Here is a 17,891-nt window from a genome sequence, read left to right as displayed (position 1 = left end):
GGAATTTTCATGAGCTCCCTTAGATCGGTGCTTTCAGTCATCGCCCTTGCGTTCCTGCTTTCGGCCTGCGGCGGCGAGTCCACGGAACAACTGCCGAATACCTCCCAGAATCCCGGCACGATTACCTACAACGGGCCGGCTCCCGCAACGGATGACGTCGCCAATTTCAAACGGACCGTATGGGATAATCTGGTCACCCAGGACAAATGCGGTGCGTGCCACGGCTCCAATGGCCAGGCTCCGACGTTCGTCAACGAGCTGGACGTTAACCTGGCTTATGCTCAGGCGAACTCCATTGTTAACCTGTCCGATCCATCCCAGTCTACGATGGTGACCAAGGTGGCCGGCGGCCACAATTGCTGGCTCCAGAGCACCTCGGCCTGTGTGGACATTCTTACCACCTATATCTCAAACTGGGCAGGCGGCTCTGGAGGCTCAGCCAAAACCGTTGAACTCCGCGCTCCAGCGCTCAAAGAACCGGGCGCTACGGTTGCCCTGCCCAGCGATCCTGGACTGTTTTCCAGCACGGTATACCCCGAACTCAGACAGTATTGCAGCGACTGCCATGCTGATGGTGGCCAGACCCCCTACATTGCCAGCGCAGACGTGACCACCGCCTACAATCAGGCGAAAAGCCGCATAGATCCGATGAACCCAGGCGCATCCCGACTGGTAGAGCGCCTGCGCTACGACTTTCACAACTGCTGGGGTGACAACTGCGAAGCCTCAGCTGACTTGATGGAGTTAAAAATTCTTGAAATGGTCCAGGACCTGAGCGCCCAACCTGTAGACCCTTCACTGGTTACGAGCAAAGCTCTCAACCTCCAGGCAGACGGCCTGCTTGCCAATTCCGGCGGCCGCTTTGAAGACAACGTGATTGCCCTCTACGAATTCAAGTTTGGTGAAGGCCAGACCGCCTTTGACACCAGCGGCGTATCGCCTGCACTGGATCTGACCCTGAGCGGCAACGTTGACTGGGTTGGGGGCTGGGGCATCGACCTTGGCCCCGCGGGCGAAAACGAGCAGGGCTTTATGATCCCGGCGGGCAAAGCTCAGGGTAGCACCACCGCCAGCCGGAAGCTGCATACCCTGCTGACTGCCTCCGGCGAATACAGCATTGAGGCCTGGGTCGCCCCGGGCAACATCACCCAGGAAGACGCCCGGATCGTGACCTATTCGGGTTCCTCCACCACTCGCAACGTCACACTCAGCCAGTCACTCCAGCGTTACGAAGTTCTGCATCGCAGCACCAACAGTGATGAGAATACGGCGTTCGCCACCCAGGACGCCGACATGCTTCTGCAGGCAACTTTGCAGCACGTTGTGGTGAACTACACCCCGGCGACCGGGCGTCAGATCTTTGTGAATGGCGTTCCAACCGGTGATGTCGACCCGGACGACGGCGGGCTGTTAACGGAATGGGACGACAGCTTTGCCCTGGTACTGGGCAACGAGACCGATGGCAACTCACCCTGGCAGGGCGCGATCCGCATGGTCGCCATCCACAATCGTGTGCTGACACCGGAGCAGGTCCAGGCCAACTTCGAAGTCGGCGTTGGTCAGAAGTTCTACCTGCTATTTGGCGTTTCTCACCTGATCGACGTGCCGGAGAGTTTCATCGTGTTCGAAGTCAGCCAGTTCGACAGCTACGCGTACCGATTCACCAGTCCTTTCTTCATCAGCCTGGATGACTCCGCCGAGCCATCAAACATTCCACTGCGAGGCATGCGACTGGGCATCAATGGCAAGGAGGCGACTGTCGGACAGGCCTGGGCCAATCTGGACGTTGTTCTGAACAGCGGCAGCTATGAACCCGGCACCGGGCAACCGCTCTCTTCCCTGGGCACTATCATTGCTCTGGAGAACGGCCCCGGGAACGACGAGTTCTTCCTGACCTTCGACCAGCTGGGCGGAAACAGCTTTGCCCGTACCGAGCCTGTTCTGCCGCCTCAGCCAGAACCCGCTGACCTGCCACCATCGTCGGAGATCGGTCTGAAGACATTTGACGAGATCAACGAGTCCATGTCGCGGATGACCGGCGTTGCCACCACCCACCCGGCGGTCTTCAGCACATACACTACCGTAAAGCAGCAGTTGCCGACGGTAGAGACGATCCAGGGCTTCCTGTCTTCCCATCAAATGGCAGTCACCCAAATGGCTATTCAATACTGCGACGCCCTGGTTTCCAGCGGGCAATTAAGGGCTGAGATGTTCCCCGGGTTCGATTTCTCCGCCCCGGCCAGCACCGCATTTGATCACGGCCGCAAGAGCCTGGTTACCGGGCCTTTACTGGCCCGCTTCGTGGGCAGCAACCTGGCCTCACAGCCCGATGATAGTGCCATCGAAACAGAGCTAAGCGCGCTCATGGACAGACTGACGAGCTGTGGAGAAGGTTGTGCGCCTGACCGCACAGAAACGGTCGTTAAGGCAAGCTGCGCGGCTGTGCTTGGCAGCGCCACCACACTGGTTCAGTAGAGGAAGCCCATCATGTTCATACGCAAATCACGTAAGAAACCTCTGGCCAATGGCAGCCCACTACTCCATGACGACCACGGCAGGCCGAGGACGCGTCGAGAGTTTATCTCACAGGGTCTGATGGCGGGGTCGGCGACAGTGTTCGGTGCTTCCCTGTTCAGCCTGTTCGGCAACCCGCGAATGGCAGCAGCAGCGCTTTCAGATGATCTGAACACGCTGAAAGAAAGCTGTGGCATAGCGGTTCAGGGTGCCGGCAAGATTCCGTTTATCTGTTTTGACCTGGCAGGCGGCGCCAACATTGCTGGCTCCAATGTACTGATGGGCAAGTCCGGCGGGCAAATGGACTTCCTGAGCACCGCAGGTTACAACAAACTAGGGCTACCCGGTGACATGCTGCCCAATGACCCGGCGTTTGTTAACACCGAACTGGGCCTGGCGTTCCATTCCGACAGCGGCTTCCTGCGCGGTATCCTGCAGAGCACCAGTGCCGGCACCCGCGCGGCAATTGACGGCGCCATTATTGCTGCCCGTTCAGAGAACGACACCGGCAACAACCCCCACAACCCGATGTACGGCATCCATCACGCGGGTGCCGACGGCTCCCTGCTCTCTCTCATAGGGTCCCAGAGTTCGGAATCCGGCGGTAACTCGTTGGCACCGATGAACCTGATCAATCCGGAGGTTCGACCCACCAAGATTGACCGGCCCTCAGACGTTACCGGTCTGGTGGACGTAGGCGATCTGATCGGCATTCTGGACCAGCAAGATGCTGTCGCCGTCATGGAATCCATCCAGCGCATCAGCGACGCCAAGATGAACCGGGTCAATACGGGCATCTCTACTGATGAAGTCGTCAAGGACCTGGTCCGCTGCGGCTATGTAAAGAGTGCCGATCTCGCCGACCGATTCGGCAATCCCGCAGACCTTGATCCAGAGCTGGATCTCGAAATCGTTGGGCCCACCGGCATTTTCAACCGCGATGAGTTCAACAACAACCGGGAATTCCGTAAAACCGCTTCTGTGATGAAGCTGGTTTTAAACGGCTACGCCGGTGCCGGCACGATCACTATTGGCGGCTACGACTACCACACCGGCGAGCGTGGAACTGGCGAGCGCCGTGACGAACTGGCAGGCCGATGTATGGGTGCATGCCTGGAATACGCGGCCCGGGTGGGTATGCCGTTAATGCTCTATGTGTTCAGTGACGGTTCGGTGTCGAGCAACGGCAGGATTGACGATTCCGCGGACGGTCGCGGCAAGGGCGAATGGACCGGCGACAACCAACAGACGGCCGCCTCCTTCTTCCTGGTTTACAACCCTGGTGGCCGCCCCACTCCGATTCGCAGGCAGATCGGCTTTATGCGTTCGGATGCATCGGTGGAAACTGCCTCCAGCCCGGCGGCCAACAACGTCAACCAACTGGTCCAGACCGTGTTACTCAACTACATGGCATTGCATGGTGAACAAAACCAGTTCGGAACCCGCTTCAACGGCCACGGGCTGGGCAATGGCACCTCTCAGGACAACCTGATTGCCTTCTCCAACGTGGTGAACGGTACGATTGGCAGTTAATCCGGACCGCTCGTTCCGCCCTGGTCTGATTGGGGCGGAACGAGGCCTTCTGACACGTGCATCATGCGCTGGTCATCGATAACCACCACATCGATACCCGCCAGTCGCTCAACCATCTCCAACCCCCTTGCGGGTCCGAGCACAAACACCGCCGTGGAGAGGCCGTCGGTTGTCAACGCGTCCTCGCCAATAATGGTCACGCTCTGCACACCCTGAACCGACTTTCCGGTCTCGGGAGACAAAATATGGTGGACCCGGTCGCCCGCTTCATCCACGAAAAACCGCTCGTAATCCCCGGAGGTGGATACCGCCGTATCCTTGAGGGGCAGGACCACTGCGTTACGTCCTTCCACACGTGGATCCCGGATACCCACGTACCAGGGCCGTCCCCGCTTGTCGCCCAGTAACCGCATGTCGCCACCTGCGCTGAGCCGGGCATGGCGTATGCCAAGGCTGACAAGGCGCTTGATTCCCAGGTCAACGGCATAGCCCTTGGCAATACCGCCCAGATCGACCCGGATCCCAGCCTGGCGGAATTCAACGGTTTGAGCATCCTGATCAAGAATCACATCCCGGAAATTCACCTGGGGCAGGCCAGATCGAAGTTCCTCCTCTGTCGGCCTTTTCCCGGCTCTGAAATCGTAAAGGTACCCGACTGAACCAAAGGTGATGTCGAAGGCGCCATCACTGAGAATCGATACCTCCCGCGCCTTTTCAAGCACCTCGAACAGACCGTCACTGACGGCAACCGGACCATTGGCGGCGTTGCGGTTGAGTCGGGAAACTTCCGAGTCCTCCCGATAGCGGCTCATCTGCGCATCAACCTGATGAAAAACCGCCAGTACCTCCTCCCCAACCCGGTCCGCCAGCTTTTTGTCCTCTGTCCAGAACTCCAGCTCGATAGGTGTCGTCATGGCGGTGTCTGAAAACCGATACCAGTCAGCGCTGGCCGGCATTGAAAAGATGGCAAGCCCCGTTGCCAACACGAGAAACGGAAGAGTCGATCCAAGTTCGAAGGTCCAACGCTTGATAGTTACCAAGATCTCAATGGCTCCATTACATTCAGCGATGCCCAGGTTGGGCGAATCCGGGAAGTATATCGGTTTTTTTACCTGCAGCTGAAACGATGCATCGCAAGGACAAAGCCAGGTTAGAAACAGATCACTGACCTACCGGCCGCTAAAAGGACCAGGGCGCGCAGAACAGCACAAAGGCGTGAAAACGCCTTTGTGGACGCCGTTCAAACAGCCTTGAACCAGGGCCGTGTGTTGACTATCAGTCAGGCAACCTCGCCTGAAACCTGAAACTGTCCCGTCAGCCTCTGCAGCTTTGCCGCTGCGGCCTGCGTTCGCTCTGAGCTCGCAGATAGCTGTTCTACCACGCCACGCATGGCCGCCGCACTTTCCGAGACGCCGTGGGTCTGCTGACTTTGCTCGCGGTTCGTTTGCTCAATGCTGGCAATGGCCCGAAACAGCTTGCCAACCATATGATGCAAGTCCGAGCTGTCGTCGGCGGCAGCTTCCGCTTTGGCCAGCCGGTTCTCCATTTCCGAAATCCCCTCCTCCATAACGGCCACGGCCCTTTGTGTCTCGTCTTGCACGCCTTGCAGACGCTGGCCAATCTCTTCCGTTGCCTTTGCTGTGCGGCTGGCGAGGTGGCGCACTTCATCCGCGACTACGGCAAATCCGCGGCCTGACTCCCCGGCCCGGGCGGCTTCAATCGCCGCGTTCAGGGCAAGCAGGTTGGTCTGGGCTGCAATGTCATTGATGACCAGGGCAGTTTTGCTGATTTCCTCAGTCCGATCATTGGCAGCCCGGATTCCATCGGCTGAACGAGTGATCACCGTCCGGATGCTCCTTGCTTCCTCACTGACGCGGGCAAATTGCGCCTGGGCACGGCTGACCACCGCATCCATGCCTTCCCGCATTTCCTCGGCGGTCGTTGACGCGTTATTGATTTCTTTTTCCTGAACACCGGCACCGCGCACCATATCGTCGATATGAGCCAGCACAGACTGAACCCGCTCATAGGCGCTGCGATTATGGCTCACCATCTGGTCACTGGCTTGCCGGGAGTCTGCGGCCAGCGTCAACACCTGGCCCACCATGCCATCCAGGCTGTCAATAAAGCTGTTGGTCCAGCGGGCCAGGTCTCCGCTCTCATCCCGGCGCGTCCGGCTCAGGTCAATCCTTTGCCGCAAGTTACCTCCGCCCTCGGCAATGTCACGGATGATATCCCCCATGGCGGACAACTGCTCCGACACCGGTTTGACAGAAGTGGATCTGAAGATCATCACCATGGCGAAAATGGCCAGGGCATTGATCCCGCTTTCGAGCCATACCGACACCTCCAACATGGACGATGCAAGATTCACCAGCCACAGCGCCGCGGCCAGCAAGCCCAAACGACTGGATAACCGCCAGCTGATGGAGCGCCGTCGGTACACCTCTTCCAGATCGCCTTCACACATCATGCCCCAGGTATCAGGCGAACCAGGCATCTGAAAGGTGATGCCCTTGCCAATCACCGGGATGTGTCGATAGTCGGAATAGCCCGGGTACAGCACGTACAGGTTCTCACCATTGGCAATGGTCTCCCTGACACCGGGGTGCAAGCGGCCGGTTGCCGGATCGGTAAACCGTATCTCGAATTCAGTGTGCTCCCGAATACGCACCACACCGAAGCCGGTTTCTATGCCGTCTTTAAGGTTATCGCCGTGGCTGAAGGTGGCATCTTCGAAGCGGGATCGGGACAGCGCCGTTCCCGGCGAGATGGACTTGTCAAAACGACTGTCGATCATGAACAGGTAGTTGTCGCCGGACTCCTCAAAAACGTGTCCGGCCTCACGCTGAATTAGATCGCTCATCACATCATTGGGAATTCGCGCACACACAGCGGCCCGCTGGCCCCCGGCCAACTCGATAGGCTGATAGAACATCAGAGTCACCGCATCGTGAAACCGACTGGTAGTCTTGCCCAACGACGCCGTTACCGGGTCCCGGTAGGGACCATGCAGGAAACGCTCACCCGTTCCCCTCCGGACAGCCTCCGGAGCCAGGTCACGCTTGCCGTTGCGGACAGGCACGCTGGACGCAACAACCTGGCCATCCTCTGCCACCACAAACAGCTCGGATATCTCCCTTAGCCGGGTGGAGGTCTGGGCAATAGTCTCCCCCAGGGCTTCAGGGTTCTTGCCATACAGGCGGCCAGCAACGGATTCCAGAAACGACCACTTGTGTTCAGCCCACCCAATCAGGGCATCACGTCTGGTTCTGGCCAGGTTCTCGAATATCTGTTCATTGGTCTCGTACATGTTTTGGTTCAGGAAACTGGACCAGCGCATGGCCAGCTTTCCGTTACGCCCAAAGACAGGCAACCAGGAACGCTCACCGGCAGACAGGTTCATGTTGTAGCTTTTCAGAGTCATTTCAGGATTCTCCAGACCGGACATCGGAGCAGAACAGAGTTATTCGCCCCCTCGGAACCCTGAGACCTCAGCAAAGATCGGGCCTGCCAGCACCCAACAACCCAAACGTGAGCCAATTCACACTACTCACCCTGGAACACACAGATTCCTGCGCACCAGGTTGGTGCACACACAGGACATGACGCAAAATCACGCACCATTTTCGCACAACCTGATGCATATCAAGACCCTACAAATTGTTACGCCAAATTCCACTTAAGTCCCATTGTTGAGCTACCAACGAGGGCAGACACTAATCCTGCTTGATCCGAACAACAAAAATAACCCGCATTCGGGGTCCAAACCGTTGGAGGCCAACCACAATGAGTTTCAGAAACTTCCTGCTCACGGCATGTCTACTGCTGCTGGGCAGCTCGGTAGTGTATGCAGAAACACTCAAAATAGGACTCAACTACCCTCAGACTGGCCGGTACAAAGACCAGGGGCTTCAGCAACGACTGGGGGCTTTCCTCGCGGTTGATGAGATCAATCGAGCCGGCGGCGTGATGGGGCAGCCCCTGGAACTGGTTATCCGCAATTCCCGCGGTGAACCCGACCAGGGCGCACAGAACACTGCCGAGCTTATCGACCGTGAGGGTGCACAGATGGTCTTTGGCGGAGTATCCAGTGCCGTTGCCATTTCATCAGGCAAGGCAGCCAGGGATCGCAATCGACTCTATTTCGGCACCCTTACCTATTCCAATGCCACCACCGGCAGTGAAGGCCACAGCCATATGTTCCGGGAACCCTACAATGCCTGGATGACCGCCAAGGCCTTGAGCCAATACCTCAATCGCCACCACGCAGACCAGAACTACTTCTACATCACTGCCGACTACACCTGGGGCTGGTCAGTGGAAGAGTCTGTGCGCAAGTTTTCCAACACCGAAGACACAGAACAGCATAAAGGCGTGAAAACGCCCTTCCCCCGGGCGCTGATTACTGACTTCAGGGTAGCTCTGGAGCAAGCCGCCGAGAGTAATGCCGAAGTACTGATGCTGGTGCTGTTTGGCGACGATATGGTCAGAGCCCTTAACGCCGCCTATGAGATGGGCCTGACCAAACGAATGCAGGTTGTGGTGCCAAACCTCACCCTGGGAATGGCACGCCAGGTCGGACCAACCATCATGGAAGGGGTGGTGGGCGCCGCCCCATGGGTATGGAACCTGCCCTATGAAAACAACTATCAGCGCGGCAAGGATTTTGTTGAAGCCTTCTCCAGCCGCTACGAAATGCGCCCCTCCTCGTCTGCCGCGTCGGCCTACAGCATTGTTTACCAGTACAAAGCCGCCGTCGAACGCGCCGGCAGCACCAATACCCGAGCGGTCATCCGGGAACTTGAGGGGCATCGCTACAGTTTCCTGAAAGATGAGCAGTACTGGCGGGCATTTGACCACCAGAACGTGCAGACCGTCTATGTGGTGAAGGTAAAACCCCGTGAGAAGATCATGGCGGACCAGTTCAGCTCGGATTACTTCGACATCATCGATTCCATGCCCGGCGACGAGGCCGCCCAGACCAGGGAAGAGTGGGAAGCTCGCCGCCGTGAAGCCGGCAAACCGGTTTCACTCTGACCCGGCCCGCCCCGGGGCATCCTGCCCACGGGGCGGCCATTCAGTGACGCCGTCGCTTTACCCCCTGCGTTCATTCTCTGATAATCAGCATTCACTCAAAGGATGATCAGGGGCAAGCAGGCGTGTTAACAGGGCAAAGCAGTCAACGAATGGAAGCAAACGAACCGTCAGGCATTCCTGACCAGTGCGATCTGCTGGTTATCGGCGGCGGTGTTAACGGTACCGGTATTGCCATGGACGCTGCCGGGCGTGGCCTGAACGTCATACTGTGCGAGATGAACGATCTGGCATCCGCCACCTCATCAAGCAGCAGCAAGTTGATCCACGGCGGGCTTCGGTACCTGGAACATTATGAATTCCGGTTGGTCCGGGAGGCCCTGGCCGAGCGAGAGGCGCTGTTACGCAATGCGCCACACATCATGTGGCCCATGCGCTTTCGCCTGCCTCACCAGCCCCACCTGCGCCCGGCCTGGATGATTCGTACCGGGCTGTTTCTTTACGACCACCTGGCAAGGCGGGAAATGCTGCCTGGTTCAAGGGCCATCAGCTTTGACCAGAACTCTCCCCTGAAACCCGACATTACCAAAGGTTTCGAGTACTCAGACGGCTGGGTGGACGATGCCCGACTGGTGGTGCTTTCCGCCCGCAAGGCGCAGCAGAAAGGCGCCACCATACTGACACAAACTCGCTGCATTCAGGCGAGCCGCCAGGGCCCGCGCTGGAAAGCGGTTCTGGAAGATACCCGAAGAGATCGCCAACACACCGTTCACGCCAAAGTGATCGTCAACGCCACCGGCCCCTGGGTCAGCCAGCTGTTCGGCGATAGCTTCGGCATGCAGGCCCCGAAACAGATACGGATGGTCAAAGGCAGCCACATTGTGGTGCCCCGCCTGAACGCCGACACCGAGGCCTACATCCTGCAGAATCAGGACGAGCGAATCGTCTTCGTCATCCCCTACGAAGAACACTTCTCCCTCATTGGCACCACCGATGTGGATTACGAAGGCAACCCGTCCGAGGCCCGGATATCACCGGAAGAAACCGATTACCTGCTGACCATCGTCAACCAGTACTTCCGTCGACAGCTTGGGCCGGAAGATGTGGTGTGGAGCTACTCCGGTGTCCGGCCACTGATGGATGATGAACAGGGAACCGCCCAGACTGCCTCCAGGGACTACTCCTTTGAGGTAGACGAAGAGGACGGCCAGCCGCCCCTGATCTCCGTTTTCGGCGGCAAGATCACCACCTTCCGGAAGCTGGCCGAGGCGGTGACCGACAAAGTATGCGAGTACTTCCCAGGCGCCGGAAAATCCTGGACCAGGCAAGCCATTCTGCCGGGCGGAGACTTTGGTAACCAGCAACAACTGGCGGCGGAGCTTGAGATTAACTACCCGTGGCTGAACACCGACAGTATCCGCAGATTCGTGCGCTGTTACGGTACCGACAGCCATCAGATCCTGGCCGGCTGCAAATCCAGGGATGACCTCGGGCACTGGTTTACCGACACTCTCAGCCAACGGGAGGTCGATTACCTGGTGACGCGGGAATGGGCTGTTACTCCGGAAGACGTCCTTTGGCGAAGAACGAAACAGGGGCTCTACATCAACCAGGCGGAACTCCAGAAGCTAAAAGACTACCTGCAGTCCCAATTCAGCCTGGAAATGCTAGAGTGTTCTTCCTGATCACAGTAATTGACTAATACGTTTAACCCTGGCTCGGCCAGAGGACAATAATAAGATGTCTGAGAAACCGTTCATGCCAACCACACCGGCGCCATCAAACCTGACCTTTATTGCCGCTAAAACCAGCGCCCCTTTGCCGCCGGCCGGCTTGTTAGCCCGGGAAAAATTTAACGACCTGCTGCAAACCCAGGAGCCGGTCTCCCTGTTGCTGGTTCATGCCCCGGCAGGCTATGGCAAAACCACCACCCTGGCCGAACGCCTGGACGAACTGGAGGCAAAGGCCGCATGGTACCGCCTGGAAAATACCGACAACGACCCCGTCCGGTTTGCCGGGTACCTGGCCCATGCCCTTGATCAGATTGTCGATACGCCGGATATGCCTGCGTTTGATCCAACAGGGGACCAACAGGGTCACGGTCTCGAATCATTTCTCACAGAACTCCTTGCCGGACTGCCACCTTCTGAAGATCCCAGTTACCTGGTGCTTGATGACTACCAGGTCATCACCAACCCGGAGATTCATCAAGGGCTCCGGTTCCTGCTGCGACATCTGCCGCCCTACCTCACTCTTGTTGTCATATCCAGAACACTTCCGCCCCTGGGTGTTGCCCAGCTCAGGATGAAGGGGCAAATGATTGAAATTACCAGCAGGGATCTCGCCTTTGATGCCGATGAGGCGCAAAGCTACTTCGAGCAACGGCTGCCATTTGAGGTTTCCCGGGAAAACATCGAGCGGGCGGTTCGACGGGTAGAAGGCTGGGTTTCGGCGCTGCAACTGTTGTCTGCCTCCGCCCGCACCAGCATCGAGTTCAGTCATTTTGTCGACCAGCTTGACCAGGGTAACCAGCACATTTTTGACTACTTTGACGAACTGGTCGGGCAGGACCTGAGTGAACAACAACGCTCCTTCCTCCTGCGCACCAGCATCCTTGACCGTTTCAACGCGGGCATGGTCATGCGGGTGATGAACGATTCCGATGGCCAGGCACTGCTCGGCAGCCTCCTGGCCATGGGGTTGTTCATCACGCCCGTTGATAACAGCGCGCTCTGGTTTCGTTATCACCAGCTGTTCTCCGTCTACCTGCGGCACCTGCTTGCCAGTACCACACAGGAAAATCAGAGAGCCTTGCACCAGCGCGCCACCGATGCGTGGCTGGAGCTGGACCACGCAGAGGAGGCCGCCCGGCATGCAGTCGCCGCAGAAGACCCGGAGCGCATTACCCGGGTTCTGAATCAGCATGGCCGCAAGTTCTTTACCGAAGGCCAGTTCACGCTACTGCAACGATGCCTGGACGCCCTGCCCCAGAAAATCATTGCAGAAGATCCAACACTGACGTTGCTTCGGGCCTGGGTAGCCCAGGGACAATACAAGTTCGACGAGGTAGAAAACTGGCTATCCGCCGCTGAGACCCAACTGAAAGCGGTCATGAGCGAGGAGTCCCAGCGGACAGTCCATGGCGAATTCAGTGCCATCAGAGCCCAGGTGGCTATGAACTATGGCGACAGCGACCGCGCCCTGGCATTGGCACGGGAAGCGGTAGCGCAAGAAGCCGCCTACCTGCCCACCTCACGGGTTGCAGCTGCTTCGGTTCTGGGTGAAGCCCTGTTTGTCCGGGGCGAGCTGCAGGAGGCCTTGACCCGGATGCAGGAAACCGAACATATGGCCCGGGCCCATCAGGCGCACCAGAACGTGATCTGGGCCCTGTGCCAGCAAAGCGAGATCAGCGTGGCAATGGGGCTTTTACAAAAGGCCTACAACATTCAGGAGCGGGCATTTCAATATGCCGAAGAGAACCAGCTGAACCACCTGCCCATTCTCGAGTTCCTGTTCCGGATCCGCAGTCAGGTGATGTGGGAATGGCATCACCTGGAGAGCGCGGAACGTTGCGCACTCCAGGGCATAGAGATTCTGGAAGCCCAGGGCGAACGCTGGTATGTCCAGAGCTACACCACTCTGGCCAAGGTTGCACAGGCCCGCGGCCGCCAGAGCCTGTGTGCGGACTACATCGCCAAGGTCCAGAAGATGCTCGCCGCTGGCGACTACCATCTGGATTGGGTTGCCAACGCCCATGCCACCATGCTGACGTACTGGGACGCCGTGCGGGACCAGGATGCCATTCAGCGTTGGCTGACCATTGCACCACCGTGTAAACCGGAGGCGGCAACCAACCATTTCTATCAGTGCAACGGTCGAAACCGGGCCCGTGCCCTGATGAGTCTGGGCCAATATCAGGACGCCCGGCCAATCCTGGAGGCACTGACCAGCGTTGCCGGCCAGATCGGCCTGAAAACCGACCTTAACCGCAACCATATCGCGCTGGCCTATCTGTTCTGGCAGATCGAAAATCGCGAAAAGGCTCTGGAACACATGCGCCTGGCCCTGGAACTTGCCAGCACCACCGGCGCAGTGGGAAGTTTTCTGCGCCTGGGCAAGGTGCTGATCGTCATTCTAAAAGCGCTGATCAACGACGGCCTGATTGAGGGCATGGAACAACAGCGGGCCGAGCGCCTGATTCAGCTTGCCCAACAGCAGCGGGATTTCAGCCGGGCGATCCGGATTTCCCTGGACGAAGCCATCATCCAGGACATCATCGACCGGCCGGATGTGCCGGAACTGATTCGCACCTCTCCCCTGACCCGACGAGAGTGGCAGATACTGAGCCTGATTCATGCCGGCCTGTCCAACGACCAGATTGCCGAGCATCTTAAAGTGGCTTCCACCACGGTGAAAACCCACATCCGCAGCCTGTACCAGAAGCAGAACATCAGCCACCGCTCCGAAGCGATTGAACTGGCCAAGGACCTGCTGAGCAAAATCCAGGGGGAGTGAGCCGGTCTCGGCTCCTCCGCCCTTCACGCCCACTACTACCCCATACGCCCCGCTACGCCCCCCTCCTCCCCCCGGCTACGCCGACAAAAACACGGGCAGGAGGATGAACCACCCAAGGCAACATCGCACCATGGCAGGTGTATTGATCGGTGGGGATTTGCCTCCACCGCACAACAAGAACTTTTCACCACCAGGGTGTAAGTGAGGCAAGATGAGCAGAAATCCGGACTGGTGGCGTGGCGCCGTTATCTATCAAGTGTATCCACGCAGTTTCTATGACTCTAACGGCGACGGTGTAGGCGACCTGCCCGGGGTGACCGCCAAGCTGGACTACATCGCCAGCCTGAATGTGGATGCCATCTGGCTGTCCCCGTTTTTCACCTCTCCGATGAAAGACTTTGGATACGACGTCTCTGACTACCGCAATGTCGACCCGATATTCGGAACCCTGAAGGATTTCGATGAACTGATCGCCGAAGCCCACAAGCGGGGCCTGAAAATCATGATCGACCAGGTGCTGAGCCACTCTTCCGACCAACACCCCTGGTTTGTGGAAAGTCGCCAGTCCCGGGACAATCCAAAAGCCGACTGGTATGTGTGGGCCGATCCCAAGCCAGACGGCTCTCCGCCCAACAACTGGCTGTCAGTGTTCGGCGGTTCCTCCTGGGCCTGGGACAGTCGCCGCAAGCAGTACTACCTGCACAACTTCCTGGCCAGTCAGCCAGACCTGAACTTCCACAACCCGGAGGTTCAGGAACAGGTGCTGTCCGATGTGAAATTCTGGCTGGACCGGGGAGTTGACGGTTTCCGCCTGGACGCCATCAACTTCTGCTTCCATGACCGCAAGCTGCGAGACAACCCGCCAAGCAAGGCATTGCAGGAAGGCTCCATCGGTGTTCGCAAGGAAAACCCCTACGCCTACCAGCATCACAAGCATGACAAAACCCAGCCGGAGAACCTGACGTTCCTGAAACGGCTACGCGTGCTGCTGGATCAGTACCCGGGCACCACGACCGTGGGCGAGATCGGCGATGATGATTCGTTGCAGACCATGGCGGACTACACCAGTGGCGGTGACAAGCTGCACATGGCCTACTCGTTTGACCTGCTGACCGAGCAACATGGTGCCGACTTTTTCCGCAAGACCGTGGACACCATTGAACAGAAACTGACCGACGGCTGGCCGTGCTGGGCTATTGGCAACCACGATGTGGCACGGGTGGCCACCCGCTGGCAGGCCCGATCGGAACAACAGCTCAAAGCCTACATGGCCATGTTGCTGACACTGCGGGGCAGCGTGTGCATCTACCAGGGTGAAGAGCTTGGCCTGACCGAAGCGGAGCTCCAGTACGAAGACCTCGTGGACCCTTACGGCATCAACTTCTGGCCAGAGTACAAGGGCCGGGACGGCTGCAGGACTCCCATGGTCTGGCACCACGAAGAAACCCACGGCGGCTTTTCCAGCACCAGCCCCTGGCTGCCCGTGTATGATGATCATTACAACGCCGCCGTTGCCCTGCAGCATGCCGAAGATAATTCCGTGCTCACCGCCTACCGGAGTTTTCTGGGCTGGCGTCGGGAGCAGGCTGTCCTGCTGGAAGGAGACATCGAATTCCTCAAGAGCCCGAAAGACACACTGGTGTTCGTCAGGAGTCTTGGCGAGGAACGCTTGATCATCGCTCTGAACCTGAGCGAGACCGGAAATACCGTGACGCTGCCGGCGCAAGGCTCTCCCATGACCGGAACCCCCGATTTCATCGGCGGTCAATGGCACGGCAAACAACTGAAACTGGGGCCCTGGGGTATTGAAATCGCCAGGCTCTGACGGGTGACCATCGAACAAGAAGATAAACGCTATGGCCAGTGTAACCCTGAGAAATATCTGTAAAAGCTATGACGACGCCCAGGTAACCAAGAACGTGAACCTGGACATCGATGACGGCGAGTTTGTGGTGTTCGTCGGCCCCTCCGGCTGCGGCAAGTCGACACTGCTGCGAATGATTGCCGGGCTGGAGGACATAACCACCGGCGACTTGTACATCGGAAATGGCCGGGTGAATGACCTGCCCCCCAAAGAACGGGAAGTGGGCATGGTCTTCCAGTCTTACGCCCTCTACCCCCACATGGATGTGGCGGAGAACATGGCCTTCGGCCTGAAGCTCGCGAAAACCCACAAGGACGAAATCAACCGGAGGGTTCAGGACGCCGCCACCCTGCTGCAACTGGACAAGCTCCTGGAGCGCAAGCCCAAAGACCTGTCTGGCGGCCAACGCCAGCGGGTCGCCATCGGCCGTACCATCGTTCGGGAGCCGGCGGTGTTCCTGTTTGACGAGCCGCTGTCCAGCCTGGATGCCTCGCTGCGCGTTCAGATGCGGATCGAAATATCCCGCCTGCACAAACGCCTGGGCGCTACCATGATTTATGTCACCCACGATCAGGTGGAAGCCATGACCATGGCCGACAAAATCGTGGCTTTGGATAACGGCTGCATTGCCCAGGTGGGCAAGCCCATGGAACTCTACCACTATCCGGCCACCCGCTTTGTGGCGGGCTTTATCGGCTCACCGAAGATGAACTTCATCGACTGCCAGGTGGCTTCTGCCAGTAACCAGTCGGTCACCGTGACCCTGCCGGGTGACCATCAGCTGGAATTGCCGGTGAATGGTCATAACCTGCTTGAGGGCGAAAACGTCACTCTGGGTATACGTCCGGAACACCTGACCGAAGACCAGGAGGCCGACATGTACCTGCAAGGTGAGGTTCACGTTGTCGAGCGTCTGGGTTATCAGACCCTGGTGCACCTCGACGTTAAAAACGTGGAGGGCGTGCTGACCATGCGCACCGATGGCGGTAACCCCGTTCAGGAAGGCGCACCCATGACTCTGGGGCTGAATGCCAACAAGTGCCACCTGTTCCGGGACGACGGCACCGCCTGCCCCCGCCTCTATCAGGAACCGTGCATCGACTTCTAGGGCCCTGCCCGCTTCTGATTTGATCTGCAGAACACTCTCCTTGGCCGGTATTCGTTACCGGCTTTTTTGTGCCCCCTACCTTGACCTCACTGGTGACAGCCGGCCGCACGCCCATGTGGGAGGCCCTTTCCAAAACACGCTGTGAATACATCCCTGTACGCTCGGCTCCGCCATCCCTGGCTCCGCACGGTTTTGGAAAGGGCCTCCCACATGGGCGCGCTACATCAGGCGATAGGCAACCGGAATCAAGGGGCTGTGCACCATCCTGTTAAGTCCACAAAAAAAAGCCCGGTCAGCAGGGGGGATAACTCTGACCGGGTCGCGAAAGATAACGCGGGAAGACGCAGGTCGCGTAAGGAAGCCGTGCGGGATCTTCCGCTACGGCCTGGGAGAGCGGGCCCTCGCGGGCCCTGAGAGCAACAACAAAGCTAGCCTTTGACACCACCGGCGGTCAGCCCGCCGACAATCCACTTCTGGCAATACAGGAAAATCACGGTGATCGGCAGACCAGACAACACCGCCGCCGCGGCAAAGTCGCCCCACAGGTAGTTCTGCTCGTACAGGTACTGCTGAGCACCCACCGCCAGGGTCAGCTTGTTCGTATCCACCAGCAGCACCGAGGCCATCGGGTATTCCATGATGGTCATGATGAACGCCAGGATGAACACCACCACCAGAATGGGCACAGACAACGGCAGCAGGATGTAGCGGAATGCCTGCCAGGTGGTGGCACCGTCAACGATGGCGGCTTCCTCCAGTGACCGGTCGATGGAATCGAAGTAGCCTTTAATTGTCCAGATGTGCAGCGCCATGCCGCCCAGAGAGGCCACGATGACGGCACCATGGGTATTCAAACCCAGCCAGCTGACATGATTGCCGATCTGGTCGAACAACGCATACAGCGCCACCAGGGACAGCACCGGCGGGAACATCTGAAAGATCAGCATGGATTTGAGTACTGCGCCTTTGCCCGCAAACCGCATGCGGGCGAAGGCATAGGCACTGGTGGTAGACAATGCCAGAATCAGAATGGACGAAACCACCGCCACCTTGATTGAATTCCAGAGCCAGAGCAGCACAGGAAACGGCGGTTGGGTAGTAATGCCGGCGTCGTCTGTGTAGGGAATACCCAGCGCCAGATACCAGTGTTCCAGCGAGGGATTCTCCGGCAACAGGCTACCGGAGGCAAAGTTACCGCTGCGGAAGGAGATGGAGATCACCATCAGCAGCGGGAACAGAATCACCGCGATAAATGCCAGCATGCCCAGATGGGATGCCAGCACACGGTATTTAGTGGAGCGCGGTTGAACCATCGCCATG

The 17,891-nt window shown here is 58.3% G+C and carries 10 protein-coding genes; 7 read left to right on the top strand and 3 right to left on the bottom strand.

What is annotated here, in order from left to right:
* The first annotated feature begins 9 nt into the window (after nt 1–9).
* Nucleotides 10–2,475 (top strand): LamG domain-containing protein, encoded by a 2,466-nt coding sequence (locus tag ACNSOI_RS08320; protein ID WP_420195548.1) that lies wholly within the window; start codon nt 10–12, stop codon nt 2,473–2,475.
* Between the two features lie 12 nt (nt 2,476–2,487).
* On the top strand, nt 2,488–4,047 hold the full coding sequence (locus ACNSOI_RS08315) for a general secretion pathway protein GspF (protein WP_286255001.1): 1,560 nt from the start codon (nt 2,488–2,490) through the stop codon (nt 4,045–4,047).
* Here ACNSOI_RS08315 and ACNSOI_RS08310 read toward each other — a convergent pair.
* Together ACNSOI_RS08310 and ACNSOI_RS08305 are read right to left on the bottom strand one after the other, a co-directional pair.
* Complete coding sequence (locus ACNSOI_RS08310) at nt 4,044–4,961, bottom strand: FAD:protein FMN transferase (protein ID WP_420195547.1); 918 nt, start codon at nt 4,959–4,961, stop codon at nt 4,044–4,046. The genes ACNSOI_RS08315 and ACNSOI_RS08310 overlap by 4 nt on opposite strands.
* A gap of 365 nt (nt 4,962–5,326) precedes the next feature.
* Nucleotides 5,327–7,474, bottom strand: a complete 2,148-nt coding sequence (locus tag ACNSOI_RS08305; RefSeq protein ID WP_420195546.1) for a methyl-accepting chemotaxis protein — start codon at nt 7,472–7,474, stop codon at nt 5,327–5,329.
* Nucleotides 7,475–7,836: 362 nt separating this feature from the next.
* Here ACNSOI_RS08305 and ACNSOI_RS08300 point away from each other — a divergent pair, with 362 nt between their 5' ends.
* The 5 genes from ACNSOI_RS08300 to malK all read left to right on the top strand — a co-directional run bounded on the left by ACNSOI_RS08300 (nt 7,837) and on the right by malK (nt 16,571).
* Nucleotides 7,837–9,087 (top strand): ABC transporter substrate-binding protein, encoded by a 1,251-nt coding sequence (locus tag ACNSOI_RS08300; RefSeq protein ID WP_152437922.1) that lies wholly within the window; start codon nt 7,837–7,839, stop codon nt 9,085–9,087.
* 149 nt (nt 9,088–9,236) lie between these two features.
* Nucleotides 9,237–10,769, top strand: a complete 1,533-nt coding sequence (gene glpD / locus ACNSOI_RS08295; protein WP_420195545.1) for a glycerol-3-phosphate dehydrogenase — start codon at nt 9,237–9,239, stop codon at nt 10,767–10,769.
* 55 nt (nt 10,770–10,824) lie between these two features.
* Nucleotides 10,825–13,599, top strand: coding sequence for an HTH-type transcriptional regulator MalT (gene malT / locus ACNSOI_RS08290; RefSeq protein ID WP_396631697.1), 2,775 nt, complete (start codon nt 10,825–10,827; stop codon nt 13,597–13,599).
* A 211-nt stretch (nt 13,600–13,810) separates the two neighbouring features.
* Nucleotides 13,811–15,424 (top strand): alpha-glucosidase family protein, encoded by a 1,614-nt coding sequence (locus ACNSOI_RS08285; RefSeq protein ID WP_106695522.1) that lies wholly within the window; start codon nt 13,811–13,813, stop codon nt 15,422–15,424.
* 31 nt (nt 15,425–15,455) lie between these two features.
* The gene (gene malK, locus ACNSOI_RS08280; RefSeq protein WP_420195544.1) at nt 15,456–16,571 is read left to right on the top strand and encodes a maltose/maltodextrin ABC transporter ATP-binding protein MalK; all 1,116 of its coding nucleotides are present in this window, start codon (nt 15,456–15,458) and stop codon (nt 16,569–16,571) included.
* A 428-nt stretch (nt 16,572–16,999) separates the two neighbouring features.
* Here malK and malG read toward each other — a convergent pair whose 3' ends face one another.
* Complete coding sequence (gene malG, locus ACNSOI_RS08275; protein WP_058089505.1) at nt 17,000–17,890, bottom strand: maltose ABC transporter permease MalG; 891 nt, start codon at nt 17,888–17,890, stop codon at nt 17,000–17,002.
* Nucleotide 17,891 lies beyond the last annotated feature (1 nt).

This window comes from Marinobacter sp. GH_1, assembly GCF_048595985.1.
In the GTDB taxonomy this organism is placed as follows: domain Bacteria; phylum Pseudomonadota; class Gammaproteobacteria; order Pseudomonadales; family Oleiphilaceae; genus Marinobacter; species Marinobacter shengliensis.
The sequence above is the reverse complement of the archived record's forward strand: the minus strand, read 5'-3'. Positions and strand labels throughout refer to the sequence as shown.

What these genes read in the sequence shown, in the direction of transcription:
- ACNSOI_RS08320 (WP_420195548.1), top strand. Translation starts at nt 10, where the DNA reads ATGAGCTCCCTTAGATCGGTGCTTTCAGTCATCGCCCTTGCGTTCCTG.
- ACNSOI_RS08315 (WP_286255001.1), top strand. Translation starts at nt 2,488, where the DNA reads ATGTTCATACGCAAATCACGTAAGAAACCTCTGGCCAATGGCAGCCCA.
- ACNSOI_RS08310 (WP_420195547.1), bottom strand. Translation starts at nt 4,961, where the DNA reads ATGACGACACCTATCGAGCTGGAGTTCTGGACAGAGGACAAAAAGCTG.
- ACNSOI_RS08305 (WP_420195546.1), bottom strand. Translation starts at nt 7,474, where the DNA reads ATGACTCTGAAAAGCTACAACATGAACCTGTCTGCCGGTGAGCGTTCC.
- ACNSOI_RS08300 (WP_152437922.1), top strand. Translation starts at nt 7,837, where the DNA reads ATGAGTTTCAGAAACTTCCTGCTCACGGCATGTCTACTGCTGCTGGGC.
- glpD (WP_420195545.1), top strand. Translation starts at nt 9,237, where the DNA reads ATGGAAGCAAACGAACCGTCAGGCATTCCTGACCAGTGCGATCTGCTG.
- malT (WP_396631697.1), top strand. Translation starts at nt 10,825, where the DNA reads ATGTCTGAGAAACCGTTCATGCCAACCACACCGGCGCCATCAAACCTG.
- ACNSOI_RS08285 (WP_106695522.1), top strand. Translation starts at nt 13,811, where the DNA reads ATGAGCAGAAATCCGGACTGGTGGCGTGGCGCCGTTATCTATCAAGTG.
- malK (WP_420195544.1), top strand. Translation starts at nt 15,456, where the DNA reads ATGGCCAGTGTAACCCTGAGAAATATCTGTAAAAGCTATGACGACGCC.
- malG (WP_058089505.1), bottom strand. Translation starts at nt 17,890, where the DNA reads ATGGCGATGGTTCAACCGCGCTCCACTAAATACCGTGTGCTGGCATCC.